Raw genomic sequence first — 22227 nt, 5'->3', positions numbered from 1 at the left:
TTTGGTGGGCGTCCATTGGTTGGATGCGATCGTTGTAGGAGCGAGGCTTGCCCGCGAAAGCGGTTTGTCAGTCAACGATGATGTCGTGTGTGATGCCGTCTTCGCGGGCAAGTCGGGTCGCCGCATCGCTCGCTCCTACAATGATCTGTGTTGGGCTGGCATGAAAAAGGCGACCCGAAGGTCGCCTTTTTTATTCAGCCAGCGTTGATCAGAATTCGTGATCAGCGTTGTCCGGGTTCAGGTCGCTGATGCCCAGCTTGCCAGCGGCGGCTTCGATCGAACCGGTCTGCTTGACCAGCGAAGCGATGGCGTCACGAACGATCTGGTTGCCAGCGGTGTTGCCGGCAGCGATCAACTGGTCGTAGTGCTCACCCTTGTTGGCGTGATCGACAATGACCTGCATCTTGGCTTCGGTCGCAGCCAGGTCGGCTTTCAGCGCGGTGTCGGCCGCCGGGTCAGCCTTGGCCACCAGAGAGGACAGGCTGGCGCCGGTCATTTTGGTGCCGTCGACACGGGTGTATTCGCCCAAGTACACGTTGCGAATGCCTTTGGCATCGTAGAACTGCGAGTTGTGGGTGTTGTCGCTGAAGCAGTCGTGTTCGTCTTCAGGGGAGTTGGCTTCCAGGGAAACCTTCATGCGCTCGCCCGCCAGTTCGCCCAGGGACAGGCTGCCCATGCCGAACAGCATTTTGCGCAGGCCGGAATCCACCGGTTCCGCTTCCAGGGTGGCGCGGTAGTTGTCGGCCACGTTCGGCTTCCAGTTACCGACCATTTCTTCCAGGTCGCTGACCAGCAGTTGGGTCACGGACTTCAGGTAAGCGCGACGACGATCGTTGTGACCGCCGGTGGCGCCTTTGCCTTCCAGGTAGTCGGAGGCTGGACGGTTGCCGGCGCCAGGGCCGGTGCCGTTCAGGTCCTGGCCCCAGAGCAGGAATTCGATGGCGTGGTAGCCGGTCGCGACGTTGGCCTCGGAACCACCCAGCTCGTTCAGGCTGGCGAGTTTTTCCGGGGTGATGTCTTTCACGTCGATCTTGTCTTCGCCGACCTGAACTTGAGTGTTGGCGATGATGTTGGCGGTCGCGCCCGGGTTACCCAGTGCGTGCTCGTAGGATTTGTCGACGTAGTCGATCAGGCCTTCGTCCAGTGGCCAGGCGTTCACCTGACCTTCCCAGTCGTCGATGATGGTGTTGCCGAAGCGGAACACTTCGCTCTGCAGGTAAGGAACGCGAGCAGCGATCCAGGCAGCCTTGGCGGCTTTCAGGGTGTCGGCGTTCGGCTTCGCGAGGAAGGCGTCGACGGCGGTTTGCAGGGTTTTCGCGGTGGATTCGGCATCGCTGTAAACGGCGAAGACGATGTCGGCGTAATGCGCGACAACGGCTTTGGCAGCGGCTTCGTCGACTTTGCCGGCAGCAGCTGGCGCAGGCGCAGCGGCCGGGGCCGTGGTAGTGGCGGCTGGCGTAGGCGCTGGGGCGGCAGCTTTGTCTTTGCCTTCGCCACAACCGGCGAGGGAAATAGCGATGGCCAACAGACTGGCGGTAGCCAGAGGCATACGAATCATGGCGAACATCCTGCTTCGAGAGGGGGTGGAATGGCGCAGCTAGCGCGCAAAACTGCGACATAATGCAAATCTTTCGCATTATGTGTAAAGAGTTGTTCTTGGAAATATTTCTTATTCAGATAGCGGATGTTGCACTTTGTAGGAGCGAGCCTGCTCGCGATGAACGTGAACGATAACGCGTGCAGACTGAAAGAATGCGTCGCCTTGGAGTTCATCGCGAGCAGGCTCGCTCCTACAGGAACCCTACAAAATAGCCGCGTTGCTGCGCTGGGCCTGCTTCAGATAGGCGCCCAGTTCTCGCGCCGGCAGTGGCTTGCTGTAAAAGTAGCCCTGACCTTCGTGGCAGCCTTCGGAAATGATGTAGGCCTCTTGCTCGACGGTTTCCACCCCCTCTGCAATGACCTGCATGCCAAGGCTCTTGCCCAACTGGATAATGGCCCGAACGATGGTTGCATCGTCGTCGTCATCGAGCAGGTCTTGTACGAAGCTCTTGTCGATCTTGATCTTGTCCAGCGGCAGGCTTTTCAGGTAACTCAGCGATGAGTAACCGGTGCCGAAGTCGTCGATGGCGATCAACGCACCGGAGCGACGCAGGCTCAGCAGGTGCTGGGCGGCGGTGCTGATGTCTTCCATCAGGCCGGTTTCGGTGACTTCCAGCTCCAGGCTGCGCGGTGGCAGGCGGTACATTTGCAGCAGGTTATTGACCACCCGCGGCAGCTCGGCGTGGTGCAATTGCACCGTGGACAGGTTCACCGCCATGCGCAGGTCGGTGAAGCCCTGGTCATGCCAGTCGCGCAATTGTTTACAGGCCTGATCCAGCACCCATTCGCCAATGGCAATGATGGTGCCGTTCTGCTCGGCCAGCGGGATGAACAGGTCCGGCGGCACCAGTCCGTGTTCGGGATGTTGCCAGCGAATCAATGCTTCGACGCCCACCACCCGATGATCGCGGTAGCTGATCTGCGGCTGGTAGACGAGGTAGAACTGGTCGCGGATCAACGCGTCGCGCAGGTCCTTCTCCAGTTCGCGACGGCGACGCATCTCGGTGTCGACACTGGCGATATAGAACTGGTAGCGGTTGCGCGAGCGAGTCTTGGCCAGGGTCATGGTCTGCTCGGCTTTTTGCAGCAGCTTCTCGGTGCTGTCGCCATCTTCAGGGAACAGGGTGATGCCGATGGTGGCGCGCAGGCGAATCTCTTGATGATCGAGGGCGAATGCCGCTTCCAGGTCATCGAGAATGCTTTGCGCCAGTTCGGCGGCTTCGTAGGGTTGTTCGATATCGGCCTGAACCAGGGCGAACTGATCGCCGCCCAGTCGGGCGAGGGCGCCAAGGCGACCGCTGTGGCCCCGCAGGCGATCAGCCAGCGCCAGCAGCAGTTGGTCACCGGTCTGATAGCTGAATTGTTCGTTGATGCCCTTGAAGTCATCGAGGCCGACACACAACACCGCGACCCGGCGTTGCAGTTTGCCGGCGTCGACGAGGATCTTGTCCAGTTGCTGTTGCAATTGCTGGCGGTTCGGCAGGCCGGTGAGGAAGTCGTACTGGGCCATGCGCAGCAGGCTGTTTTCCGCTTCGTGGCGCAGGTGGGTGTTGCGCTCGATGGACTCGAGCAACTGGTTGGCGGTGTTGATCCAGATGCCGAGTTCGTTTTTCTCGTGGCCTCTGAGCTGTGGAATCTTGTGCTCGCTGGGGCGGTCCGGGTTGATTTCGGTCAGGTGCTCGATGATCCGCGACAGCGGTTTGGTCAGCAGCCAGTGGTAGACCAGATACAGCACCAGCCCCATGGCGAGGGCACGCAATACCCCGGAAATGAAGATGATCACCGAGCTGACGATGAACCCTTGTCCGTAGGTGGCGGTGTCGAGGGTGATGCTCAGGTCGCCGTAGTACTCGCTGTACGGGCCGCGACCCACCAGTTGAGTGGTGAAGGTGCGTTCCTTGCCGAGGATCAGGTCGGTCAGCCAGCGGCTGTTGGATTGCTGCAACTCGCGGGATTTTTGCGCCAGCATGGCTTCATTGGGGTGGCCGATGGAGGCCTGGCGGACGGCGTCGTCCTGAAACAGGCCTTCAATCACTTGCATACCCATCTCCCGGTCCAGGCTGTAGACGGCCTGGGTCGAGGGGTCGCGGAACATGTCGAGGATGCGCTGGGCATCGCCTGCCACGGCCTGGCGTGTTTTATAGGCATCGAAAACGATCTGCGCGCAGCTCAAGACCACGCCGACGATCAATGCCGACAGGAGCACGACCCGGAGCAACTTCACCGACAAGCTGTTCTTGAGTTCCAGCTTCAAAGAGTCATTCCTTGTTCCGTGCAGGTAGCATCAAGTTGCCATGAGTATTGGCAATCCGGTGATGGCAGTCAAAGGGACAATCAAACACAGGGGGATTTGCCTGTGGGTTGGCCGAAATGCTGTTGCCTGGAGTATTTGCCCTATTAGTACTGTGTCGGTAGTCGAGTCCTTCAACTTGAGGGGGATTTGGACTTATTTTCCATTTGGTTGATGGTAGACGGGTATGGCGTTGGGGCAAGGGGGGGAAGACTGGTTTCATTATCGGAAATCGACCTTCTCTGGATTCAACTTGTTTCCCTGTAGGAGCCGGCTTGCCGGCGATGGCGGCGTCATGGCGGACCATTTTTTTGGGGGGTACATATCCATTGCTGCGGTAACGGCCACTTAGGGTTTCGCCCTTACGGCGAGTCCCTTTTGTCAAACGCCACAAAAGGAACCAAAAAGTCTTGCCCCGGCGTCCGGCCCCTCGCTTAGGCTCGGCGTTCCCTCGCTCCGGTCCTGCTCCGTGGGCCCGCCGCCATCGGCCATCCATGGCCGGGGGCGGCTAACCCGGCATCCATGCCGGGTTGCCCACTGCGCAGAACCTCCACTCGGCCTCCCGAAGGGGCGCTCAGATCAAAAGCTGAAGGCGAGCTAACGCTCGGCCTGATGAGTGGTGAGAAGCGGGTGGTGGGCGCGAGTCTGCTTGTGTAGGAGCCGGCTTGCCGGCGATGACGGCCTGACAACCAACCTGTTTTCACGGATGTACCCACCCCCTGTAGGAGCCGGCTTACTGGCGATGGCGTCCTGACAACCAACCTGCTTCCACGACTGTCCCCGGACCTTGTAGGAGCCGGCTTGCCGGCGATGGCGGCCTGACAACCAACCTGTTTTCACGGCTGTCCCCACCCCCTGTAGGGGCCGGCTGGCTGGCGATGACGGCCTGACAGCCAACCTGCTTCCACGACTGTCCCCGAACCTTGTAGGAGCCGGCTTGCCGGCGATGGCGTGACAGCCAACCTGTTTTCACGGATGTACCCACCCCCTGTAGGAGCCGGCTTGCCGGCGATGACGGCCTGACAACCAACCTGTTTTCACGGCTGTCCCCGAACCTTGTAGGAGCTGGCTTGCTGCGGGCAGCGTTCCGACGATGGCGGCCTGACAGCCGACCCGTTCTACGGGAACACCTGGGTTTGTACGTTTCCAGACCCATAAAAAAACCCGGCAAAAGCCGGGTTTTTTGACTGGCGTCGAGCTTAAGCGGTGAAGGTTTTGCCTTCGAACTGCTCAGCCACGAATTTCCAGTTGACCAGGTTCCAGAACGCTTCGACGTATTTCGGACGAACGTTGCGGTAGTCGATGTAGTAAGCGTGTTCCCAGACGTCGCAGGTCAGCAGCGGGGTGTCGCCGTTGGTCAGCGGGTTGCCGGCGCCGATGGTGCTGGCCAGGGCAAGGGAACCGTCAGCCTTTTTCACCAGCCAGCCCCAACCGGAACCGAAGGTGCCGATGGAAGTCTTGCTGAATTCTTCCTTGAACTTGTCGAACGAACCGAAGGAAGCATTGATGGCTTCAGCCAGTGCGCCGGTTGGTTGACCGCCGGCGTTTGGCGCCAGGCAGTTCCAGTAGAAAGTGTGGTTCCAGACTTGAGCGGCGTTGTTGAAGATACCGCCCGAGGAAGACTTGACGATCTCTTCCAGGGTCTTGCCTTCGAACTCGGTGCCTGGCACCAGGTTGTTCAGGTTCACGACGTAGGTGTTGTGGTGCTTGTCGTGGTGGTACTCCAAGGTTTCCTTGGAAATGTGCGGCTGCAGGGCATCGTGTGCGTAAGGCAGCGGCGGCAATTCGAAAGCCATGATGATTCTCCTAATCAGGTCAGTTGCGGTGAGCGCAAGGCCGATCACGGGCGGCCAGACAAGCGCCGGGGAGTTTGTACTCTTTGCGGCGCATCGAACCGGATCATAGCACCGGGGGTGCGGCATAACCACGCAACAACTGTGTGGAATAGAGGTTCCAGAGCCATTTGGAATATCAGGACGCGATGATCAGTTGGCCGGCAACGGCGAACATCATGACGGCCACCAACAAATCAAGGATCCGCCATGTACTTGGCCGAGCCAGCCATGGCGCCAACCAGGCGGCGCCCAGCGCCAACGTGAAAAACCAAAGCAGCGAAGCGCTGGCCGCGCCGACAACGTAAGCCCCGGGCTCGGTTTGTTGCGCACCAAGGGAGCCAATCAGCAACACGGTATCCAGATAAACATGCGGGTTGAGCAAGGTCACCGCCAGGGCGCTGAGCATCACCGCGCGCAGTGAGCGTACCGTCTGGTTTTCACCCTGTTGCAGGCTTTGCTTCGAGCAGGCCCGGCGCAGCGCAAGGCTGCCGTACCACACCAGAAACGCCGCGCCGCCCCAGCGAGCGATAGCCAGCAATGTCGGGTTTTGCGCCAGCACGGTCGCCAGGCCGAATACACCGGCCGCCACCAGCAGCGCGTCGCAGGTCACGCAGAGCGCTGCCACCGGCAGGTGATGTTCACGTCGCAGGCTCTGGGCCAGCACAAACGCATTCTGAGTGCCGATCGCCATGATCAGCCCCGCGGCCACCAACAGGCCGTTCACATAGCTTTGCCACATAAGTTTTACTCCGCGTTGGCTGCCAGATCCCGCAACACTTGCAGGGCGCGTTCGGCATCGGCCTGGCCGACGAATAAATGGTCGTGGTAGTAACCGGCGATCACGTTGCAACTGATCCCGGCCTGGCCCAGCGCGGTGGCGAACGCGGCGGTCAGGCCGACGGCTTCCAGGGCCGAATGCACGTTGAGGGTGATCCAGGCTGCAACGTAGTCGAAGCTGAAACCGGCCCGTTCTGCGTGGGAACGTTCCAGAATCACCGTCAGACCTTCCTGCTCGCGAAAGCTGCCGACAATCTCAAGGTTCGATGGCAATTGACCGTCCCGCAGGGTGCAGAACACGTATTCGCCAGCGTTGAGTTGCGGGCTCATGCTGCGTAGCAGTGTTGCCAGTGAAGTTTCGCCAGCCATGTCGGTAATCCTTGTTCAAGAGTTCTTGCCGCGCATTCTCTGCTGCTAACCTGTATAAGAAAAATCAATCATGCTGATCGCTCATTAGGAAAACTGATGTTCGACTATAAATTGCTTTCTGCGTTGGCCGCCGTGATCGAGCAGGCCGGTTTTGAACGTGCCGCAAAGGTGCTCGGCTTGTCGCAATCGGCGATCTCCCAGCGCATCAAACTGCTGGAAGCGCGGGTCGGCCAGCCGGTGCTGGTGCGGATGGCGCGACCGGCGCCGACGGAAATCGGCCGGCGTTTGCTCAACCATGTGCAGCAGGTGCGCTTGCTCGAACGCGACCTGCAAACGCTGGTGCCGGCGCTGGATGAAGAAGGCCTTCCGGAACGTCTGCGCATCGCCCTGAACGCCGACAGCCTCGCCACCTGGTGGGCCGAGGCGGTCGGTGACTTTTGCGCCGAGCAACATCTGCTGCTCGACCTGGTGGTCGAAGACCAGACCGTCGGCCTCAAACGCATGCGTGCAGGCGAAGTGGCTGCGTGTGTCTGTGCCAGCGAACGTCCGGTGGCGGGTGCGCGCAGCGTCCTGTTGGGTGCCATGCGTTATCGCGCGCTGGCCAGCCCGGCGTTCATCGCCCGGCATTTTCCGCATGGCGTGCGCGCCGATCAGTTGTCGAAAACGCCGGCGCTGGTCTTTGGCCCGGACGATTTCCTACAGCATCGCTACCTCGCGTCCCTCGGCGTAGACGGCGGTTTCGAACACCATTTATGCCCGTCATCCGAAGGCTTCATTCGCCTGACGGAGGCCGGTCTCGGCTGGGGACTGGTGCCGGAATTGCAGGTGCGCGAGCAACTTGAACGCGGCGTTCTGGTGGAGCTTTTGCCAGATAAGCCCATCGATGTGCCGCTGTACTGGCATCATTGGCGCAATGGCGGTCAGTTGCTGGGGTTGCTGACCGATCAATTGGTGCGCTCGTCGAAGCAATGGCTGGTGCCGTTGACCTGACCGGCAGCGTCAAGACCTCACGCACTACGCAAAACGAAATATTCGGAGCACTACATGAAGATTCTGGTCACCGGCGCAAGCGGCTTCATCGGCGGGCGCTTTGCGCGTTTCGCCCTGGAGCAGGGCCTGAACGTGCGGGTCAACGGTCGCCGGGCCGAAAGCGTCGAACATCTGGTGCGCCGTGGCGCCGAGTTCATTGCGGGCGACTTGAGCGACCCGCAACTGGCGCGCGACCTGTGTTCCGACGTCGAAGCCGTGGTGCATTGCGCCGGTGCTGTCGGCGTGTGGGGACGTTATCAGGACTTTCATCAAGGCAACGTGCAGGTCACCGAAAACGTGGTCGAAGCCTGCCTGAAGCAACGTGTGCGGCGACTGGTGCATTTGTCCTCGCCGTCGATCTACTTCGACGGCCGCGATCACCTCGGATTGACCGAAGAACAGGTGCCCAAGCGCTTCAAGCATCCCTACGCCGCGACCAAATTCCTGGCCGAGCAAAAGGTCTTCGGCGCCCAGGAGTTCGGCCTCGAAACCCTGGCCCTGCGCCCGCGTTTCGTGACCGGTGCCGGTGACATGAGCATCTTCCCGCGACTGCTGAACATGCAACGCAAAGGTCGCCTGGCAATCATCGGAAACGGTTTGAACAAGGTCGATTTCACCAGCGTGCAAAACCTCAACGAAGCGTTGCTCAGCAGCTTGCTGGCCAGCGGTTCGGCGTTGGGCAAGGCCTACAACATCAGCAACGGCACGCCGATTCCGTTGTGGGACGTGGTCAATTACGTCATGCGCAAAATGGACGTCCCACAGGTGACCCGCTACCGTTCCTACGGCTTGGCCTACGCCGTGGCGGCGCTCAACGAGGGCGCGTGCAAGCTGTGGCCGGGTCGTCCCGAGCCGACCCTGTCGCGCCTGGGCATGCAAGTGATGAACAAAAATTTCACCCTGGACATCAGCCGTGCGCGGCATTATCTGGACTACGACCCGAAGGTCAGCCTCTGGACGGCCCTCGATGAATTCTGCGGCTGGTGGAAGGCTCAGGACATTCACTGACAAATCCCGTTACTGAACGCAGAGTGGGGTTCAGGGTCAATCGATGCGGCTGACGGGTTTATACTTCGCCCCATCAAGCCATCACCGCGTTCCACAAAGGTTGACTCAATGTCCATGCGTAACGATGCCAACGACGACTTCGACGATGTACCGAGCCTGCGTGCCGACAGCCTCGACGACGATGATTTTGTGCCCACCGCCCGCACCGCCGTGCATTCGCGCACGCCGCCGGTAGTCAAGGTCAGGGCGGCCAGCACCGGTCCGTTGTGGGCGCTGGTCGGCGCCTTGTTCTTTGCGTTCGCCGGCCTTGCGTGGTGGAGCTTTCAGCAGATCTCGCTGATGGAACAGCAACTGGTGGCGACCCAGGAAAGTTTCGCGCGTATCAGTGAGGATGCAGCGGGACGCTTGCAGGACATTTCCGGCAAGGTGGTCGCCAGTCAGACCAACGTCACCAGCGACAGCGAAGCGCTGAAACTGCAAATCAGGCAGCTGGAAAGCAAACTCCAGGACCAGAGCAAACAGCAGCAGGGCGTTGCCGGCCAGACGTCGGACCTGGACAAGCGTCTGGCGCAAATGACTGCGCAAACCGCCGATCTGGACAAGCGCCTGGCGCAAGCCACCGCCCAGAACACCGAGCACCAGACCGCCAACACGCAATTGCAGGCCCAGGTCAAAGCCCTGAGCAGCGAACTGGCCGCCCTGAAAAGCGCCCCGGCGGATACTGAAAAATTCGAAGCCCAGCTAAAAAGCCTCGGCGCCGACATCACTGCGCTGAAAAAACAAGGCAACCCGAGCGCCGCCATCGAACGTCTGGAACAAGACCTGATCGTGCTCAAAAGCGAACAGGACAACCGCCCGGCCGTCGCGTCAGGCCCATCCAGTACCGCCGAGTTCGACGCCTTCCGTAGCCAGGTCACCCGCAACATCAACACCCTTCAGGCGCAGATTCAGAATTTGCAGCAGCAGTTACGGGCCAGGCCTTGAGGCTGAAGGCGCGGTAATGCACTGCAATACCATTTTGCAGACTGCGGTTCGCTGAATATCCATACATGCCCCATTGCCGTCTACGCTCTTCAAACACCGAAGAGAACGAGGGATGCGCAATGGGGTTTTTACACAGGTTGGCCCTGCTGGGCGGGATGCTGTTGCTGTGCCTGGGGCAGGCGCAAGCCGCCGGGACCGAGAAGGACGACAGCCAGGCCGCCATCGCCTTGCTGGAAAAAGCCCTGGCCTATTACCACGACAATGGCGACAAGGCGTTCGCGGCCTTCAGTCGTCAGGGCGAGTTTGTCGACAAGGACCGCTACGTGTTCGTGCTCGATACCAAAGGCGTGATGCTCGCCAGCGGTGGGCCTTCTTCGGCGTTGATCGGGCGTGATGTATCGGATGTGCTCGGGCCGGATTTGCAGAAGGCTTTCAAGGACGCGTTGAAAGTGCCGGAGGGCAATGGCATTCAGCAAGCGGAGTATCGCTGGCAGAACTGGTCCGACGGCAAGGTCGAACGCAAGCATGTGTTCTACCAACGGGTCGGCCAGCGGATTCTGGCGGTGGGTTACTACTTGCCACGAGCGTCGGCGGAGCAGGCGATGGCGTTGCTGAACAAAGCGGCGACCGATCTGGCCAAGGACGAGAAGGGCACGCTCACGTCGATCAACTCGCTCAAGGGCGGTTATTTGCAGGATGACTTGTATGTGTTCGTCGTCGACTTGAATACGCAGCGTTATGTCGCCCATGGCACCAATCTGCGCTTGATCAACACCGATTTCGGCAAGATCAAGGACCCTGAAGGCAAGCCGGTCGGCGAGCCGATCCTGGCGTTGATGGCCGGGCAGGATTATGGCGAATACGCGTATCGGTGGAAAAATCCGGTGACCGGCAAGGTCGAGGACAAGCATGCGTACCTGAAGAAGGTCGGGCATTTTCTGGTGGCTGTGGGGTATTACAGCCCTTGAATCTCTATCACATGGGATGACGTCTTCGCGGGCAAGCCTCGCTCCTACAGGTTTGCATGGCTCTTGTAGGAGCGAGGCTTGCCAGCGAAGGCCGCGACTCGCTTTCAACTACTGAGCCTTGTCTTCCCGCCCACGCAACACCCGGTTCGGCATGGCAATCGCCGCCGCCAACCCAAGCAACGACACCGCCGCACTGACCATCAACAAATGCCGGAAGGTCAGCAGCAGCTCGGCGCGCAAAGCGTTCTGCGCATCCCCCGGCGCGGCGTTCAGGCCATCCAGCAAAACGTTCCCCGAGCTGCCCTCGGCAATCAGCGTCGAGCCGGTCAGATGGGCGAAACTCGAGTCTTGCAGCAATGCCAGCAACAACGCCGACATCAACGCCACGCCCACCGCGCCGCCGAGGGAGCGGAACAGGTTGGTGGTGCTGGTCGCCACGCCGATGTCCCGTTGTTCTACCGAATTCTGCGTCCCGACCAATGACGTCGGGAACTGCATGCCGGAGGCGATCCCGCTGAGCACCATGAACAGACTGCTGAGCACCACCGCCTGTGGCGGACTGAACGCCATCCCGAGGATCGAGATCGGCATGAGGAGGGCGCCCGCGAGAATCATCGGTTTATAGCGCCCGGTCACCGAGGTTCGGCGCCCGGCGAAATACGCGCCGATCGGCAAACCCATGGCCAGTGGCAACAGGTGCAGCGCGGCACTGTCGGCCCCGGCGCCGGTCACGCTCTGGAAGCGCAACGGCATCAGCACAATCAACGAAATCGCCTGGAAACTGGTGAAGAAAATCGTGCACCAGCACAGGATCGCATTGCGGTTGGCGAACAGGTGCATCGGCAGCAACGGCTCCCGTGCACGGCGCTCATGCCCGACGAACAACGCCAGGACCACCACCGCACAACCCAGCAACCCCAGCACCTCGGCGCTGCGCCACGAATGCCCCTGGCCGACCTGAGTAATGCCGAGCAACAAGGCGGTCAAACCGATGATCATCAACACGGTGCCGAGGTAATCGATGATCGGTTTGCGCTGCGGCACCGGGAGCCCGACCAGGGTGTGACGGGCGACCAGCCAGGCGCCAAGGCCCAGCGGCAGGTTGATCAGGAACACCCAGCGCCAGGACAGGTATTCGGTCATGTAACCGCCGAGTACCGGGCCGGCGACGCTGGCCACCGCGTACATGCTGCTGAAATAGCCTTGATAACGACCGCGTTCGCGAGGCGGCACGATGTCGCCGATGATCGCCTGGCTGACCGAAATCATCCCGCCGGCGCCAATGCCCTGAAGAATCCGCGCCAGCACCAGTTGCTCCATGCTCTGAGCCATGCCGCAGAAGAACGAAGCAATCGTGAACAGCCCCATGCCGAACAGCATCAACTTGCGCCGACCGTACAGGTCGCCAAGTTTGCCGTAGATCGGCACGGCGACGGTCATCGCCACCATGTAGCCGGAAATCACCCAGGCCAGCAGGCTGACGTCCTTGAACTGCGCGGAGATGGCGGGCATCGATACAGCGACGATCGTCTGATCCAGCGCCCCGAGAAAGATGGCCAGCATCAGGGCGATCAGCACGCTCCGGATGGCCGGTTTGGGCGTTTCAGGCTGGTTGAGATTGGTCACGGGAGAACCTGCGGGCAGTGAGGGTCCCGCAGGAGGCAAGGGCGAGCGGGGATGCTCGCCAGTGTAAGTCGGTAGGAAGCTATTCGATAGCCTCATAAGGAAGCCCGACGTAATTTTCTGCAATGGTTTTCCGACCCGCCTCGGAGTCCACGAAGTAATCGAGCTCCGACTCGCTGATGCGCTGGCTGAACGCATCGTGATCTTCAAAGCGGTGCAACATCGAGGTCATCCACCAGGAAAATCGTTCGGCTTTCCAGACCCTGCGCAGGCAGACCTCGGAGTATTTCTCCAGCAAATCGACACGGCCTTCGCGGTAAACCTTCAGCAGGATATTGAACAACGTACTGACGTCGCTGGCCGCCAGGTTCAGGCCTTTGGCGCCGGTCGGCGGGACGATGTGCGCGGCGTCGCCGACCAGAAACATCCGCCCGTATTGCATCGGTTCGACCACGAAACTGCGCAACGGCGCGATGCTTTTTTCGATGGACGGCCCGGTCACCAAAGACTCGGCCAGCGCAGCAGGCAGCCGGGATTTGAGCTCATCCCAGAAGCGTTGATCGGACCAATTCTCGACAGCCTCGTCGGCAGGCACCTGAAGGTAATACCGGGTGCGAGTCGCCGAGCGCATGCTGCACAGGGCAAAACCGCGCTCGTGACGGGCGTAGACCAACTCATCGTGAACCGGTGGCGTGTCGGCAAGAATCCCCAGCCAGCCGAACGGATAAACCCGTTCGAACACCTTCAGGTTCTCGGCGGGAATCGATTGCCGCGCTACACCATGGAAACCGTCGCAACCGGCGATGTAGTCGCAATCGAGCCGATACGCTTCGCCGTCCTTTTCGAACGTCACGAACGTTTCATCGGTTTTCATACCGTGAGGCACGACGTTGCCGGCTTCATAGATCGTCTGTGCGCCGGCCTCCCGACGAGCGGCCATCAGGTCGCGAGTGACTTCGGTTTGCCCGTAGATCATCACGGTTTTGCCCCCGGTCAGGGCGTGCAGATCGATGTGCACCTGGCGCCCGTCGAGGGCCAGTTCGAAGCCGCCGTGAACCAGCCCTTCGGCGTCCATGCGCTGGCCGACGCCGGCCTGACGCAGCAGCTCTACCATGCCTTGTTCGAGGACTCCGGCACGGATTCGCCCGAGCACATAGTCCGGGGTCTGGCGTTCGAGAATGAGGGTGTCGATACCGGCGTTGTGCAGCAATTGGCCGAGCAGCAAACCGGAGGGGCCGGCGCCAATGATGGCGACTTGGGTTTTCAGTGTTTTCATTGTTTTTATGACTCGCAAGCTCCACACGACCTGCGTCGGTGAATTATTTTTATGGATCGAGTGCTTGCATTTTTCACTTGCGGGTCTGTCAATTGAAGGTGAAAACTGAGCCGATAGCTGTACTTTCTGCCAATCGGTGCGATTATCGCCCGTCACTTCCCGAGGCCTGGATTGAAGTTATGAACAAGCCTGCCCTGCCTTCGATACCGGTGTTCAAGCTCTACGGTGAAAGCCTGGACTGGCCGACCCCGGACTTGCTGCACTGTGAAACCATTTCCAAACGCAGCCGCGAACACCAATGGGAAATCAAACCCCATCGCCACGCCGATTTATGTCAGTTGCTCTTCGTGTTCAAAGGTCAGGCAGAGCTTGAAATCGAAGGCAAACGTACGCAATTGGGCGAACCGGCGATCCTGGTTCTGCCGCCGTTATCGGTGCACGGTTATCGTTTTTCCGAGGATGTCGAAGGCTTTGTCGTGACCCTCGCCGCGCCGCTGGTCGCCCATCTTCAGGCACAATTGGGCAACTCGGTGAATGCTCTGGCCCAGGCCGAAAGTTATCCGGCCGGCAACGACAGCGAGTACCTCAACAGTCTGTTTTCTGCGCTGCAAACCGAATACACCGGTCATCAACCGGCCCGGGAAATGCTCATGCATTCGCTGGTCAGCGTGATCATGGTGTGGGTCAGCCGGCAGGCGTTGCAGCGTCGCTCGGCCAGTCAGCGTCCGCAACGTGCGCGGGAATACCTCAACGGGTTTATCCAACTGGTGGAAGAGACGTATCGCCAGCACGTCAAGGTCGAAGACCTGGCGCATCGGCTGGGGATTTCGGTGTCGCACCTCAACGGCACGTGCCGTGAATTGGCGGGACAACCGGCGTTGCAGATCATGCACGAACGGCAATTGCTGGAGGCCAAGCGTTTGCTGACCTACACCAGCATGACCATTTATGAAATGTCCGATGTGTTGGGGTTTTCCGATCCGACCAACTTCACGCGCCTGTTCCGGCGTCGTGTGGGGATCTCACCCAAGGCGTTTCGCGACCGCTTGAAGGCCGATCAGGACAACGAGGCCTGATCCCCTTCATCACCGGAGGGCGTTGAGGGTCGCGTTGTGGGGAATGCAGCGCTCGAAGTTGCAGCTCGCGTACTCACGGGGCAGGTTTCGCAATTGCTCAACGCGCCACGCTGCGGTGCCGTATAGCGCCAGCGTCACCGCGCAGGTGATGAAAATGGCGAGGTATCTTCTTGTTTTCGTGTTCATGGCGTTGACCTCTGAACGAATACCCTTCGGTACTAAGTTCAGCATAGGTCAGCGGCAGTGAGTTGCCAGTCATGCATTCCCCCCTGTAGGAGCCAGCTTGCTGGCGATGAACGTAAAGGCACCGCGTTCATCCGGTAAGCCCGCGTTATCGTTAACGACCATCGCCGGCAAGCCGGCTCCTACAGGGGGGCGTATCTACAATCCTGCATCCCACTCTGGTTCTTCCGGAAACCGCAGCACCAGAAAATCCAGCACGCTGCGCAATGCCGCCGGCATGTGCTTGCGTGAGGCATACACCGCGTAGATGTTCATCTGGCGCGGCTCGGCCTGGGGCAGCAGGCGGATCAGTTCGCCGCTGTGGATATGCACACCCGCCTGATAGCTCGGCAGCATCGCCACCCCGGCGCCAGCGATTGTTGCGCGCAGCAGGGTGCTCGCTTCGTTGGCGCTGATGTTGCCCTGCACCGGCACCGAGACCGGTTCGCCGTCCTGCTCGAAGTGCCACAGGCTTTTGCCGAAGTAGGAGTGGGTCAGGCAGTTGTGCTGGCTCAGGTCTTCCACCCGCATTGGCGTCGGGTGCTCCTGCAGGTAAGCGGGGGCGGCGCAGATCACCGAGCGGCAGACCGTCAGCCGTCGCGCAATGAGGTTCGGGTCCAGGTCATTGCTGGTGCGAATCGCCAGATCGATGCGCTCATCCACCAGGTTCACCGTGCGGTCGAGCATCTGCAGGTCGATGCTGACGCCGGGGTAACGTTTGACGTAGGCGGCCATCGCATCCGCCAATTGCGCCTGGCCGAACGAGGTGCTGACGCTGATTCGCAGCAGGCCACGCGGCGCATCGTCCGGCTCGCTGACGGCGGCCTGCATGTCTGTGGACAGGTCGAGCATCTGCCGACAGCGCGGCAGGATTTCACTGCCGGCGGCGGTCAGGCTCAATTTACGCGTGGTGCGATGCATCAGGCGCGCGCCGACCCAGTCTTCCAGTTCCGCCAGATACCGCGAAACCACCGGCCGCGACAGGTCCAGATGATCGGCGGCGGCCGACTGGCTGCCGAGGTCGACCACCGTGACGAATACGCGCATTGCTTGTAGACGATCCATGATTTGCCCGCTTTCAGAAACAAACTATGTCTAAGCATCGCATTTTTTGTAACGAATAAGGCAACTAAGCTCTGTCCATATTCTGTAGGAGCCGGCTTGCTGCGGGCGGTGTTGATAACGCGTAGTTCCTGGATAAACGCGGCGTCTTCAAATCCATCGCCAGCAAGCCGGCTCCTACACAAAGGGCGTCTATCAAACAACGGAGCAACAGATGATCGGTTTCAACCTCAAGCGTATTTTGCTGGCCACGGCCACCCTCGGTTTCGCGGCCCACGCGGCGGCATCGACGCTGACGCTGGATGTTTACAACCCCGGCGAGAAAGCGATCTTCCCGGTGACGTCGGTGCTGGTCAGCGGCGAGAAAGACGCGATTCTGGTGGACGCGCAATTCGGCAAATCCCAGGCCGAGCAAGTGGTGGAAAAAATCCGCGCCAGCGGCAAGCAACTGACCACCATCTATATCAGCCACGGTGACCCGGATTACTACTTCGGCCTCGACACCCTGACCGCCGCGTTCCCCAACGCCAAGGTGCTCGCCTCGCAACCGACCGTGGACCACATCAAGCAAACCGTCGACGGCAAACTGGCGTTCTGGGGGCCGAAAATGGGTGCCGACGTGCCGGCCAAAACCATCGTGCCGGACGTACTCAAGGGCGACAGCCTGATGCTCGAAGGGCAGAAGTTGCAGGTGGTGGGTCTTGAGGGCAAACAACCGGATCGTACCTTTGTGTGGATCCCGTCGATCAAGGCAGTGGTCGGTGGCGTGGTCGTCGCAGAAAACATTCACGTATGGATGGCCGATACCCAAACCGCGCAGTCCCACGCTGACTGGCTGGCTACGCTGCACTCCATCGAAACCCTGAAACCGCACACCCTCGTGCCGGGTCACTACCTCGGCAAAAGTGCCCGCTCCCTGGCCGCCGTGCAGTTCACCGCGGATTACATCAAAGCCTTCGACGAAGAAACCGCCAAGGCCAAAGACGCCGCCGCGCTGATCGCCGCGATGAAAAAACGCTACCCGAAACTGGGCGAAGAAAGCTCGCTGGAGCTGAGCGCCAAAGTCGCCAAGGGCGAGATGAAGTGGTAACCCGATTCACCCACTCACACTGATCCACACTGGAGAACGTCATGAGCAACATCGCAATCATCGGTGCCACCGGCCGTGCCGGCAGCCAACTGTTGGAAGAAGCCCTGCGTCGTGGTCATAGCGTTACGGCCATCGCGCGCGATACGTCGAAAATCGGCCAGCGTGCCGGGGTGGTCAGCAAGAATGTCGACGTGCTGGATGGCGACGCCTTGCAAGCCGCTGTGACGGGGCATGATGTGGTTATCAGCGCGGCACATTTCGCCACGATTCCCTCCGCTGCCGTTGTGGCGCCGGTGAAGAAGGCCGGGGTGAAACGTCTGCTGGTGGTGGGCGGTGCCGGTTCGCTGTTGCTGCCGGACGGCACCCGCGTCATCGACAGCGAAGGTTTCCCGGCGGAATACAAGGCAGAGGCCAGCGCCGGTGCGTTGTTTCTCGAAAACCTGCGCAAGGAACAGGAACTGGACTGGACCTTCCTGTCGCCGTCGGCGGAGTTTGTCGAAGGCGAGCGTACGGGTACGTTCCGGGTTGGCAAGGATGATTTGCTGGTGAGCGGCGCGGGGCGCAGCTGGATTACGTTTGCTGATTATGCGATTGCGATGTTGGATGAAGTGGAAGCGCCGAAGCACTCCCGTCAGCGGTTTACTGTCGGGTATTGATGGCGCGGCTTAAACCTTCGCCGGCAAGCCGGCTCCTACAGGGGGGGATTTGAACCCTGTAGGAGCCGGCTTGCCGGCGATGCTTTTGGGCCTTCACCGACTCTGCGCCTGCTCCACCAACCACCCCATCAATTCGCGCAACTTCGGCGAAGGTGCAGGTTTCTCCGGGAATACCAGGTAATACGCCAACCCGGTTTTCACCTTCAATTCAAACGGCATGACCAGCCGCCCGGCACTCAGGTCATCGCCAATCAACGACCAATCGCCAATCGCCACACCTGTCCCCTGAGACGCCATCGACATCGCCAGGTCCAGGGTTTCGAAATGCTGACCCTTGCTGACATTGCTCAGTTGAAGATCCGCCGCTTTCAGCCAGGCATTCCAGTCGCGCTCATCCCGCGTCGGGTGCAGCAGCAAGTGCTGTTGCAGATCCGCCGGTGACTGCAAGGCCTGTGGCCCTTCCAGCATCGGTCGCGAACACACCGGCGTCAGTTGCTCGTCGAACAGCAGATAAGACGTCAGCGCGTTGTCCGGCGGCGCGCCATACATAACCGCCGCGTCGAATTGCTCGCGATGAAAATCCACGCCGTGCTTGACCGTGGTGGTCAGCTCCACCGGCACATCCGGACGCTCCCGTTGCCACTGCAACAGGCGCGGCAACAACCAGCGCATCACACAGGTCGGCGCCTTGAGTTGCAGGGTTTCGCGCTTCTCGCCGATCTGCTCCACCGCCTCGTCGATCAAGCCGAAAATCTGCTGCACCCGTGGCAGCCACTCCCGTCCTTCAGCCGTCAAATCCAGGCCGCGGGCCTGGCGAATGAACAGCTCATAACCCAAATGTTCTTCCAGCCCGGCGATCTGTCGACTCACCGCGCCCTGGGTGATGAACAGCTGTTCGGCGGCACGGGTGAAGTTGCAGCACTGCGCGGTAATCAGAAAAGTGTGCAGCGCCGGCAGGGGAGGCAATCGTTTCATTGGGATCCAAGGTATGACGTGAGGACATGGCTAGTATGACTTTTTATCCATTGTTGCGGCTACGTGTCGCCCGTTCCAATGAGGCCATCCCTGGACCTGCCCGCTCATCATAAACACTGCGCAGGCCCGGCGTCTCAAACGAACAAAAAGGGCAAAAGACATGGCGACGTGCGGCGAAGTATTGGTCAAGTTACTCGAAGATTACGGGGTTGAGCAGGTGTTCGGCATCCCTGGGGTTCACACCGTGGAGCTGTATCGCGGGCTGGCCCGTTCGAGCATCAACCACGTCACTCCGCGTCACGAACAGGGCGCCGGTTTCATGGCCGACGGTTATGCACGCACCAGCGGCAAACCGGGTGTGTGCTTCATCATCACCGGCCCGGGCATGACCAACATCACCACTGCCATGGGCCAGGCCTACGCCGATTCGATCCCGATGCTGGTGATCTCCAGCGTGCAGACCCGCAGCCAGTTGGGCGGTGGTCGCGGCAAGCTCCACGAGCTGCCGAACCAGAGCGCATTGGTCGGCGGCGTGGCGGCGTTCTCCCACACCCTGATGTCGGCGTCCGAATTGCCGGGCGTGTTGGCCCGCGCTTTCGCGCTGTTCCAGGCCGGTCGTCCGCGTCCTGTTCACATCGAAATCCCACTGGACGTTCTGGTTGAAGAAGCCGACGACCTGCTCAGCAGCCTGCCGGTCAATATCGACCGCGCCGGTGCTTCGCCAAGCGCGATCAGCCGCATGACCGAACTGCTCGCCGGCGCCAAGCGTCCGTTGATTCTCGCTGGTGGCGGTGCCATCGATGCCGCTGCGGAATTGACTGAACTGGCTGAATTGTTGGACGCGCCAGTGGCGCTGACCATCAACGCCAAAGGCATGCTCGAATCCAGCCATCCGCTGTTGATCGGTTCGACCCAGAGCCTGGTCGCGACTCGCGCCCTGGTTGCCGAGGCCGATGTGGTTCTGGCCATCGGCACCGAGCTGGCCGAGACCGACTACGACGTCACTTTCGCCGGTGGTTTCGAAATTCCCGGCAAGCTGCTGCGCGTTGATATCGACCCGGATCAGACCGTGCGCAACTACCCGCCGCACATCGCACTGGTGGCCGATTCGCGCAACGCTGCCCAAGCCTTGCTGAGCGCGTTGTCCCACAAATCGCTGGCCGAGCGCCGCAACGATTGGGGCCAGGTCCGCGCCGCACGTCTGCGCGAAGACCTCGCCGCCACTTGGGACGCGCCGACTCTGGCCCAGACCCGTTTCCTCGAAACCGTCCTGCACGAATTGCCGAACGCGGTGTTCGTCGGTGACTCGACCCAACCGGTGTACACCGGCAACCTGACCTTCAACCCGGAGCGTCCGCGCCGCTGGTTCAACTCGTCCACCGGCTACGGCACCCTCGGTTATGCCTTGCCGGCAGCGATTGGCGCCTGGCTCGGCGGTAGCGTTGAAAACGGCGCGCGTCCTCCGGTGGTGTGCCTGATCGGCGACGGCGGCCTGCAATTCACCCTGCCGGAACTGGCCAGCGCCGTTGAAGCGCGTACCCCGGTGATCGTCCTGCTGTGGAACAACCAGGGCTACGAAGAGATCAAGAAATACATGGTCAACCGCGCCATCGAGCCGGTCGGCGTAGACATCTACACCCCGGACTTCATCGGTGTCGCCAAGGCATTGGGTTGTGCGGCCGAAGCGGTCGACGGTGTCGAGCAACTGCGCAGCGCCTTGCGTGTAGCCACCGATCGCCAAGGCCCGACCCTGATTGAAATCGATCAGACTCTGTGGATGCAGGCGGTGTCGAAATGACTTTCCCCACCACTCTTGATGGTCTGTTCATCGACGGTAAATGGTCGGCAGGCAGCGAACACCTGCGCGTGATCAACCCGGCCACCGAAGCGTTGCTGACCACCGTGAATGGCGGCGATGCACACGCCGTCGATCAAGCCGCAAATGCAGCTACCGAAGCCTTCAAGGCATGGTCGCAAACCACCGGCGCCGAGCGCGGTGCCATCCTGCGCAAAATCGCTGCGGGCGTGCAGGCTGGTCGCGACAAGTTGATGCACTTGCAGTCGAGCAACAACGGCAAACCGTTGTTCGAAGCGGCCATCGACGTCGATGATGTGATCGCTACGTTCGAGTACTACGCAGGCCTGGCCGAAGGCCTCGACGCCAAACAGGACAGCAACGTCGAGCTGCCCACCGACGACTTCAGCGCCCGTGTGCGCCGTGAGCCGTGCGGTGTGGTCGGCCTGATCGTGCCGTGGAATTTCCCGATGGTCACCACCGCCTGGAAACTCGCCCCGGCCCTGGCTGCCGGTTGCTGCGTGGTGCTCAAACCTTCGGAAGTGACGCCGCTGCCGGAGCTGGAACTGGCGGCAATCATCGCCGAGGCCGGTTTGCCGAAGGGCGTGTTCAACGTGGTCTGCGGCACCGGTCTGGCGGTCGGCGCGCCGATGTCGGCGGACCCGCGCATCGCCAAGATTTCCTTCACCGGCAGCAACGCGGTCGGCGTGCAGGTGATGCAGCGCGCGGCAGAAACCGTGAAGGGCGTGAGCCTGGAACTGGGCGGCAAATCCTCGCTGCTGGTGCTGGCTGATGCCGACATCGAGCTGGCCGTGGAAGTGGCCTGTGGCGGTGGTTTCTTCAACGCCGGGCAGATGTGTTCCGCCACCAGCCGCGTGCTGGTCGCCGATGAACTGGCCGACGAATTCCTCCTGCGCCTGAAGGCGCGTACTGAAGCCATCCGCGTGGCCGACCCGTTCGACCCGAACGTGGAAATGGGCGCACTGGTCAATCAGGCGCAATACCAACGCGTACTCGGCCACATCGATCGCGGTTTGAGTGCTGGCGCCAAGCTGATCTGCGGCGGCAATCGCCCCGCAGACCTGCCGCGCGGCTATTTTTTGCAGCCGACGATTTTCACCGAAGTGCCCCTCGACAGTGCGCTGTGGTGTGAAGAGATTTTCGGCCCGGTGATCTGCGTGCGCAGTTTCGCCACCGAAGCCGAGGCGATTGCCCTGGCCAACGACAGCCAGTTCGGCCTGGTGGCCAGCGTGGTAACGCGCGATACCGAGGCGGCGGATCGGGTTGCCAACGCTTTGCAGGCGGGGCTTGTGTGGATCAACGCGCCGCAAGTGATCTTCCCGCAGACCGCCTGGGGCGGCTACAAGCAGAGCAGCATCGGCCGCGAATTGGGGCCGTGGGGCTTGCAGGCTTTCCAGGAAATCAAACACGTGATTCGCGCCGTCTGACGGCACGAAAAAGGTGAGCGCATGCCTTCAAAGGAGGCATGCGCTGGCGTCATGGCTTCAATGAATTTTTATCGATAGTCAGGTGTTTTACACGACCTCAGGATGAACTCACTGGTTCAGCCAAGCCCCCGAAAATACGGGGGAT

General features: G+C 60.7%; 19 protein-coding genes. 9 read left to right on the top strand and 10 right to left on the bottom strand.

Annotated features, from left to right (window positions below; translation table 11 throughout):
• Nucleotides 1–208: 208 nt before the first annotated feature.
• The 5 genes from J4E42_RS18745 to J4E42_RS18725 all read right to left on the bottom strand — a co-directional run bounded on the left by J4E42_RS18745 (nt 209) and on the right by J4E42_RS18725 (nt 6870).
• The gene (locus J4E42_RS18745; protein ID WP_008032101.1) at nt 209–1558 is read right to left on the bottom strand and encodes an imelysin family protein; all 1350 of its coding nucleotides are present in this window, start codon (nt 1556–1558) and stop codon (nt 209–211) included.
• A gap of 243 nt (nt 1559–1801) precedes the next feature.
• On the bottom strand, nt 1802–3853 hold the full coding sequence (locus J4E42_RS18740; protein WP_207285848.1) for a bifunctional diguanylate cyclase/phosphodiesterase: 2052 nt from the start codon (nt 3851–3853) through the stop codon (nt 1802–1804).
• Between the two features lie 1235 nt (nt 3854–5088).
• Entirely contained in the window at nt 5089–5685 is a 597-nt protein-coding gene (locus tag J4E42_RS18735) for a superoxide dismutase (protein ID WP_008034365.1), read from the bottom strand.
• 175 nt (nt 5686–5860) lie between these two features.
• Nucleotides 5861–6463 carry a LysE/ArgO family amino acid transporter gene (locus J4E42_RS18730; RefSeq protein WP_207285847.1) on the bottom strand — a complete coding sequence of 201 codons (603 nt, stop codon included), beginning with the start codon at nt 6461–6463 and terminating at the stop codon, nt 5861–5863.
• A gap of 5 nt (nt 6464–6468) precedes the next feature.
• Nucleotides 6469–6870 (bottom strand): ACT domain-containing protein, encoded by a 402-nt coding sequence (locus J4E42_RS18725; protein ID WP_192228598.1) that lies wholly within the window; start codon nt 6868–6870, stop codon nt 6469–6471.
• A gap of 96 nt (nt 6871–6966) precedes the next feature.
• Here J4E42_RS18725 and J4E42_RS18720 point away from each other — a divergent pair, with 96 nt between their 5' ends.
• The 4 genes from J4E42_RS18720 (at nt 6967) to J4E42_RS18705 (ending at nt 10859) form a co-directional block, all read left to right on the top strand.
• Nucleotides 6967–7860, top strand: a complete 894-nt coding sequence (locus J4E42_RS18720; protein ID WP_008034351.1) for a LysR family transcriptional regulator ArgP — start codon at nt 6967–6969, stop codon at nt 7858–7860.
• A gap of 54 nt (nt 7861–7914) precedes the next feature.
• The gene (locus J4E42_RS18715) at nt 7915–8907 is read left to right on the top strand and encodes an NAD(P)-dependent oxidoreductase (RefSeq protein WP_207285846.1); all 993 of its coding nucleotides are present in this window, start codon (nt 7915–7917) and stop codon (nt 8905–8907) included.
• 108 nt (nt 8908–9015) lie between these two features.
• Complete coding sequence (locus tag J4E42_RS18710; protein ID WP_207285845.1) at nt 9016–9891, top strand: ATPase; 876 nt, start codon at nt 9016–9018, stop codon at nt 9889–9891.
• 119 nt (nt 9892–10010) lie between these two features.
• Entirely contained in the window at nt 10011–10859 is an 849-nt protein-coding gene (locus J4E42_RS18705; RefSeq protein WP_008042015.1) for a cache domain-containing protein, read from the top strand.
• Between the two features lie 108 nt (nt 10860–10967).
• Here the strand turns inward: J4E42_RS18705 and J4E42_RS18700 are convergent, their stop codons facing one another.
• Together J4E42_RS18700 and pobA are read right to left on the bottom strand one after the other, a co-directional pair.
• A complete protein-coding gene (locus J4E42_RS18700; protein ID WP_207285844.1) occupies nt 10968–12485 on the bottom strand; it encodes an MDR family MFS transporter in 1518 nt (505 codons plus the stop codon).
• A gap of 79 nt (nt 12486–12564) precedes the next feature.
• A complete protein-coding gene (gene pobA / locus J4E42_RS18695; protein ID WP_207285869.1) occupies nt 12565–13749 on the bottom strand; it encodes a 4-hydroxybenzoate 3-monooxygenase in 1185 nt (394 codons plus the stop codon).
• Between the two features lie 188 nt (nt 13750–13937).
• Here pobA and J4E42_RS18690 point away from each other — a divergent pair, with 188 nt between their 5' ends.
• On the top strand, nt 13938–14834 hold the full coding sequence (locus J4E42_RS18690; RefSeq protein ID WP_008042009.1) for a helix-turn-helix domain-containing protein: 897 nt from the start codon (nt 13938–13940) through the stop codon (nt 14832–14834).
• Nucleotides 14835–14843: 9 nt separating this feature from the next.
• Here J4E42_RS18690 and J4E42_RS18685 read toward each other — a convergent pair whose 3' ends face one another.
• On the bottom strand, nt 14844–15020 hold the full coding sequence (locus tag J4E42_RS18685) for a hypothetical protein (RefSeq protein WP_008034333.1): 177 nt from the start codon (nt 15018–15020) through the stop codon (nt 14844–14846).
• A gap of 195 nt (nt 15021–15215) precedes the next feature.
• Nucleotides 15216–16121, bottom strand: coding sequence for a LysR family transcriptional regulator (locus J4E42_RS18680; protein ID WP_202949197.1), 906 nt, complete (start codon nt 16119–16121; stop codon nt 15216–15218).
• A gap of 211 nt (nt 16122–16332) precedes the next feature.
• Between J4E42_RS18680 and J4E42_RS18675 the strand changes: the two genes are divergently transcribed.
• Both J4E42_RS18675 and J4E42_RS18670 read left to right on the top strand, forming a co-directional pair.
• Nucleotides 16333–17208 (top strand): MBL fold metallo-hydrolase, encoded by an 876-nt coding sequence (locus J4E42_RS18675; protein WP_008034330.1) that lies wholly within the window; start codon nt 16333–16335, stop codon nt 17206–17208.
• A gap of 41 nt (nt 17209–17249) precedes the next feature.
• Complete coding sequence (locus J4E42_RS18670; RefSeq protein WP_207285843.1) at nt 17250–17864, top strand: NAD(P)-dependent oxidoreductase; 615 nt, start codon at nt 17250–17252, stop codon at nt 17862–17864.
• A 93-nt stretch (nt 17865–17957) separates the two neighbouring features.
• Here J4E42_RS18670 and J4E42_RS18665 read toward each other — a convergent pair whose 3' ends face one another.
• Nucleotides 17958–18839, bottom strand: coding sequence for a LysR substrate-binding domain-containing protein (locus J4E42_RS18665; RefSeq protein WP_008034326.1), 882 nt, complete (start codon nt 18837–18839; stop codon nt 17958–17960).
• Between the two features lie 160 nt (nt 18840–18999).
• Here J4E42_RS18665 and J4E42_RS18660 point away from each other — a divergent pair, with 160 nt between their 5' ends.
• Both J4E42_RS18660 and J4E42_RS18655 read left to right on the top strand, forming a co-directional pair.
• Nucleotides 19000–20637 carry a 5-guanidino-2-oxopentanoate decarboxylase gene (locus tag J4E42_RS18660; RefSeq protein ID WP_207285842.1) on the top strand — a complete coding sequence of 546 codons (1638 nt, stop codon included), beginning with the start codon at nt 19000–19002 and terminating at the stop codon, nt 20635–20637.
• The gene (locus J4E42_RS18655) at nt 20634–22082 is read left to right on the top strand and encodes an aldehyde dehydrogenase family protein (protein ID WP_207285841.1); all 1449 of its coding nucleotides are present in this window, start codon (nt 20634–20636) and stop codon (nt 22080–22082) included. The genes J4E42_RS18660 and J4E42_RS18655 overlap by 4 nt, the downstream gene beginning before the upstream one ends.
• Nucleotides 22083–22227: the final 145 nt, after the last annotated feature.

This window comes from Pseudomonas sp. FW300-N2A2 (assembly GCF_017351735.1).
GTDB classification, from domain to species: Bacteria; Pseudomonadota; Gammaproteobacteria; order Pseudomonadales; family Pseudomonadaceae; genus Aquipseudomonas; species Aquipseudomonas migulae.
Note: the sequence above shows the minus strand (reverse complement) of the source record. Positions and strands in the feature narration are given on the sequence as shown.

Excerpts from the sequence above, each read along its gene's own strand:
- J4E42_RS18745 (WP_008032101.1), bottom strand. The coding sequence starts at position 1,558 with ATGATTCGTATGCCTCTGGCTACCGCCAGTCTGTTGGCCATCGCTATT.
- J4E42_RS18735 (WP_008034365.1), bottom strand. The coding sequence starts at position 5,685 with ATGGCTTTCGAATTGCCGCCGCTGCCTTACGCACACGATGCCCTGCAG.
- J4E42_RS18730 (WP_207285847.1), bottom strand. The coding sequence starts at position 6,463 with ATGTGGCAAAGCTATGTGAACGGCCTGTTGGTGGCCGCGGGGCTGATC.
- J4E42_RS18725 (WP_192228598.1), bottom strand. The coding sequence starts at position 6,870 with ATGGCTGGCGAAACTTCACTGGCAACACTGCTACGCAGCATGAGCCCG.
- J4E42_RS18720 (WP_008034351.1), top strand. The coding sequence starts at position 6,967 with ATGTTCGACTATAAATTGCTTTCTGCGTTGGCCGCCGTGATCGAGCAG.
- J4E42_RS18715 (WP_207285846.1), top strand. The coding sequence starts at position 7,915 with ATGAAGATTCTGGTCACCGGCGCAAGCGGCTTCATCGGCGGGCGCTTT.
- J4E42_RS18710 (WP_207285845.1), top strand. The coding sequence starts at position 9,016 with ATGTCCATGCGTAACGATGCCAACGACGACTTCGACGATGTACCGAGC.
- J4E42_RS18705 (WP_008042015.1), top strand. The coding sequence starts at position 10,011 with ATGGGGTTTTTACACAGGTTGGCCCTGCTGGGCGGGATGCTGTTGCTG.
- J4E42_RS18690 (WP_008042009.1), top strand. The coding sequence starts at position 13,938 with ATGAACAAGCCTGCCCTGCCTTCGATACCGGTGTTCAAGCTCTACGGT.
- J4E42_RS18685 (WP_008034333.1), bottom strand. The coding sequence starts at position 15,020 with ATGAACACGAAAACAAGAAGATACCTCGCCATTTTCATCACCTGCGCG.
- J4E42_RS18680 (WP_202949197.1), bottom strand. The coding sequence starts at position 16,121 with ATGGATCGTCTACAAGCAATGCGCGTATTCGTCACGGTGGTCGACCTC.
- J4E42_RS18675 (WP_008034330.1), top strand. The coding sequence starts at position 16,333 with ATGATCGGTTTCAACCTCAAGCGTATTTTGCTGGCCACGGCCACCCTC.
- J4E42_RS18670 (WP_207285843.1), top strand. The coding sequence starts at position 17,250 with ATGAGCAACATCGCAATCATCGGTGCCACCGGCCGTGCCGGCAGCCAA.
- J4E42_RS18665 (WP_008034326.1), bottom strand. The coding sequence starts at position 18,839 with ATGAAACGATTGCCTCCCCTGCCGGCGCTGCACACTTTTCTGATTACC.
- J4E42_RS18660 (WP_207285842.1), top strand. The coding sequence starts at position 19,000 with ATGGCGACGTGCGGCGAAGTATTGGTCAAGTTACTCGAAGATTACGGG.
- J4E42_RS18655 (WP_207285841.1), top strand. The coding sequence starts at position 20,634 with ATGACTTTCCCCACCACTCTTGATGGTCTGTTCATCGACGGTAAATGG.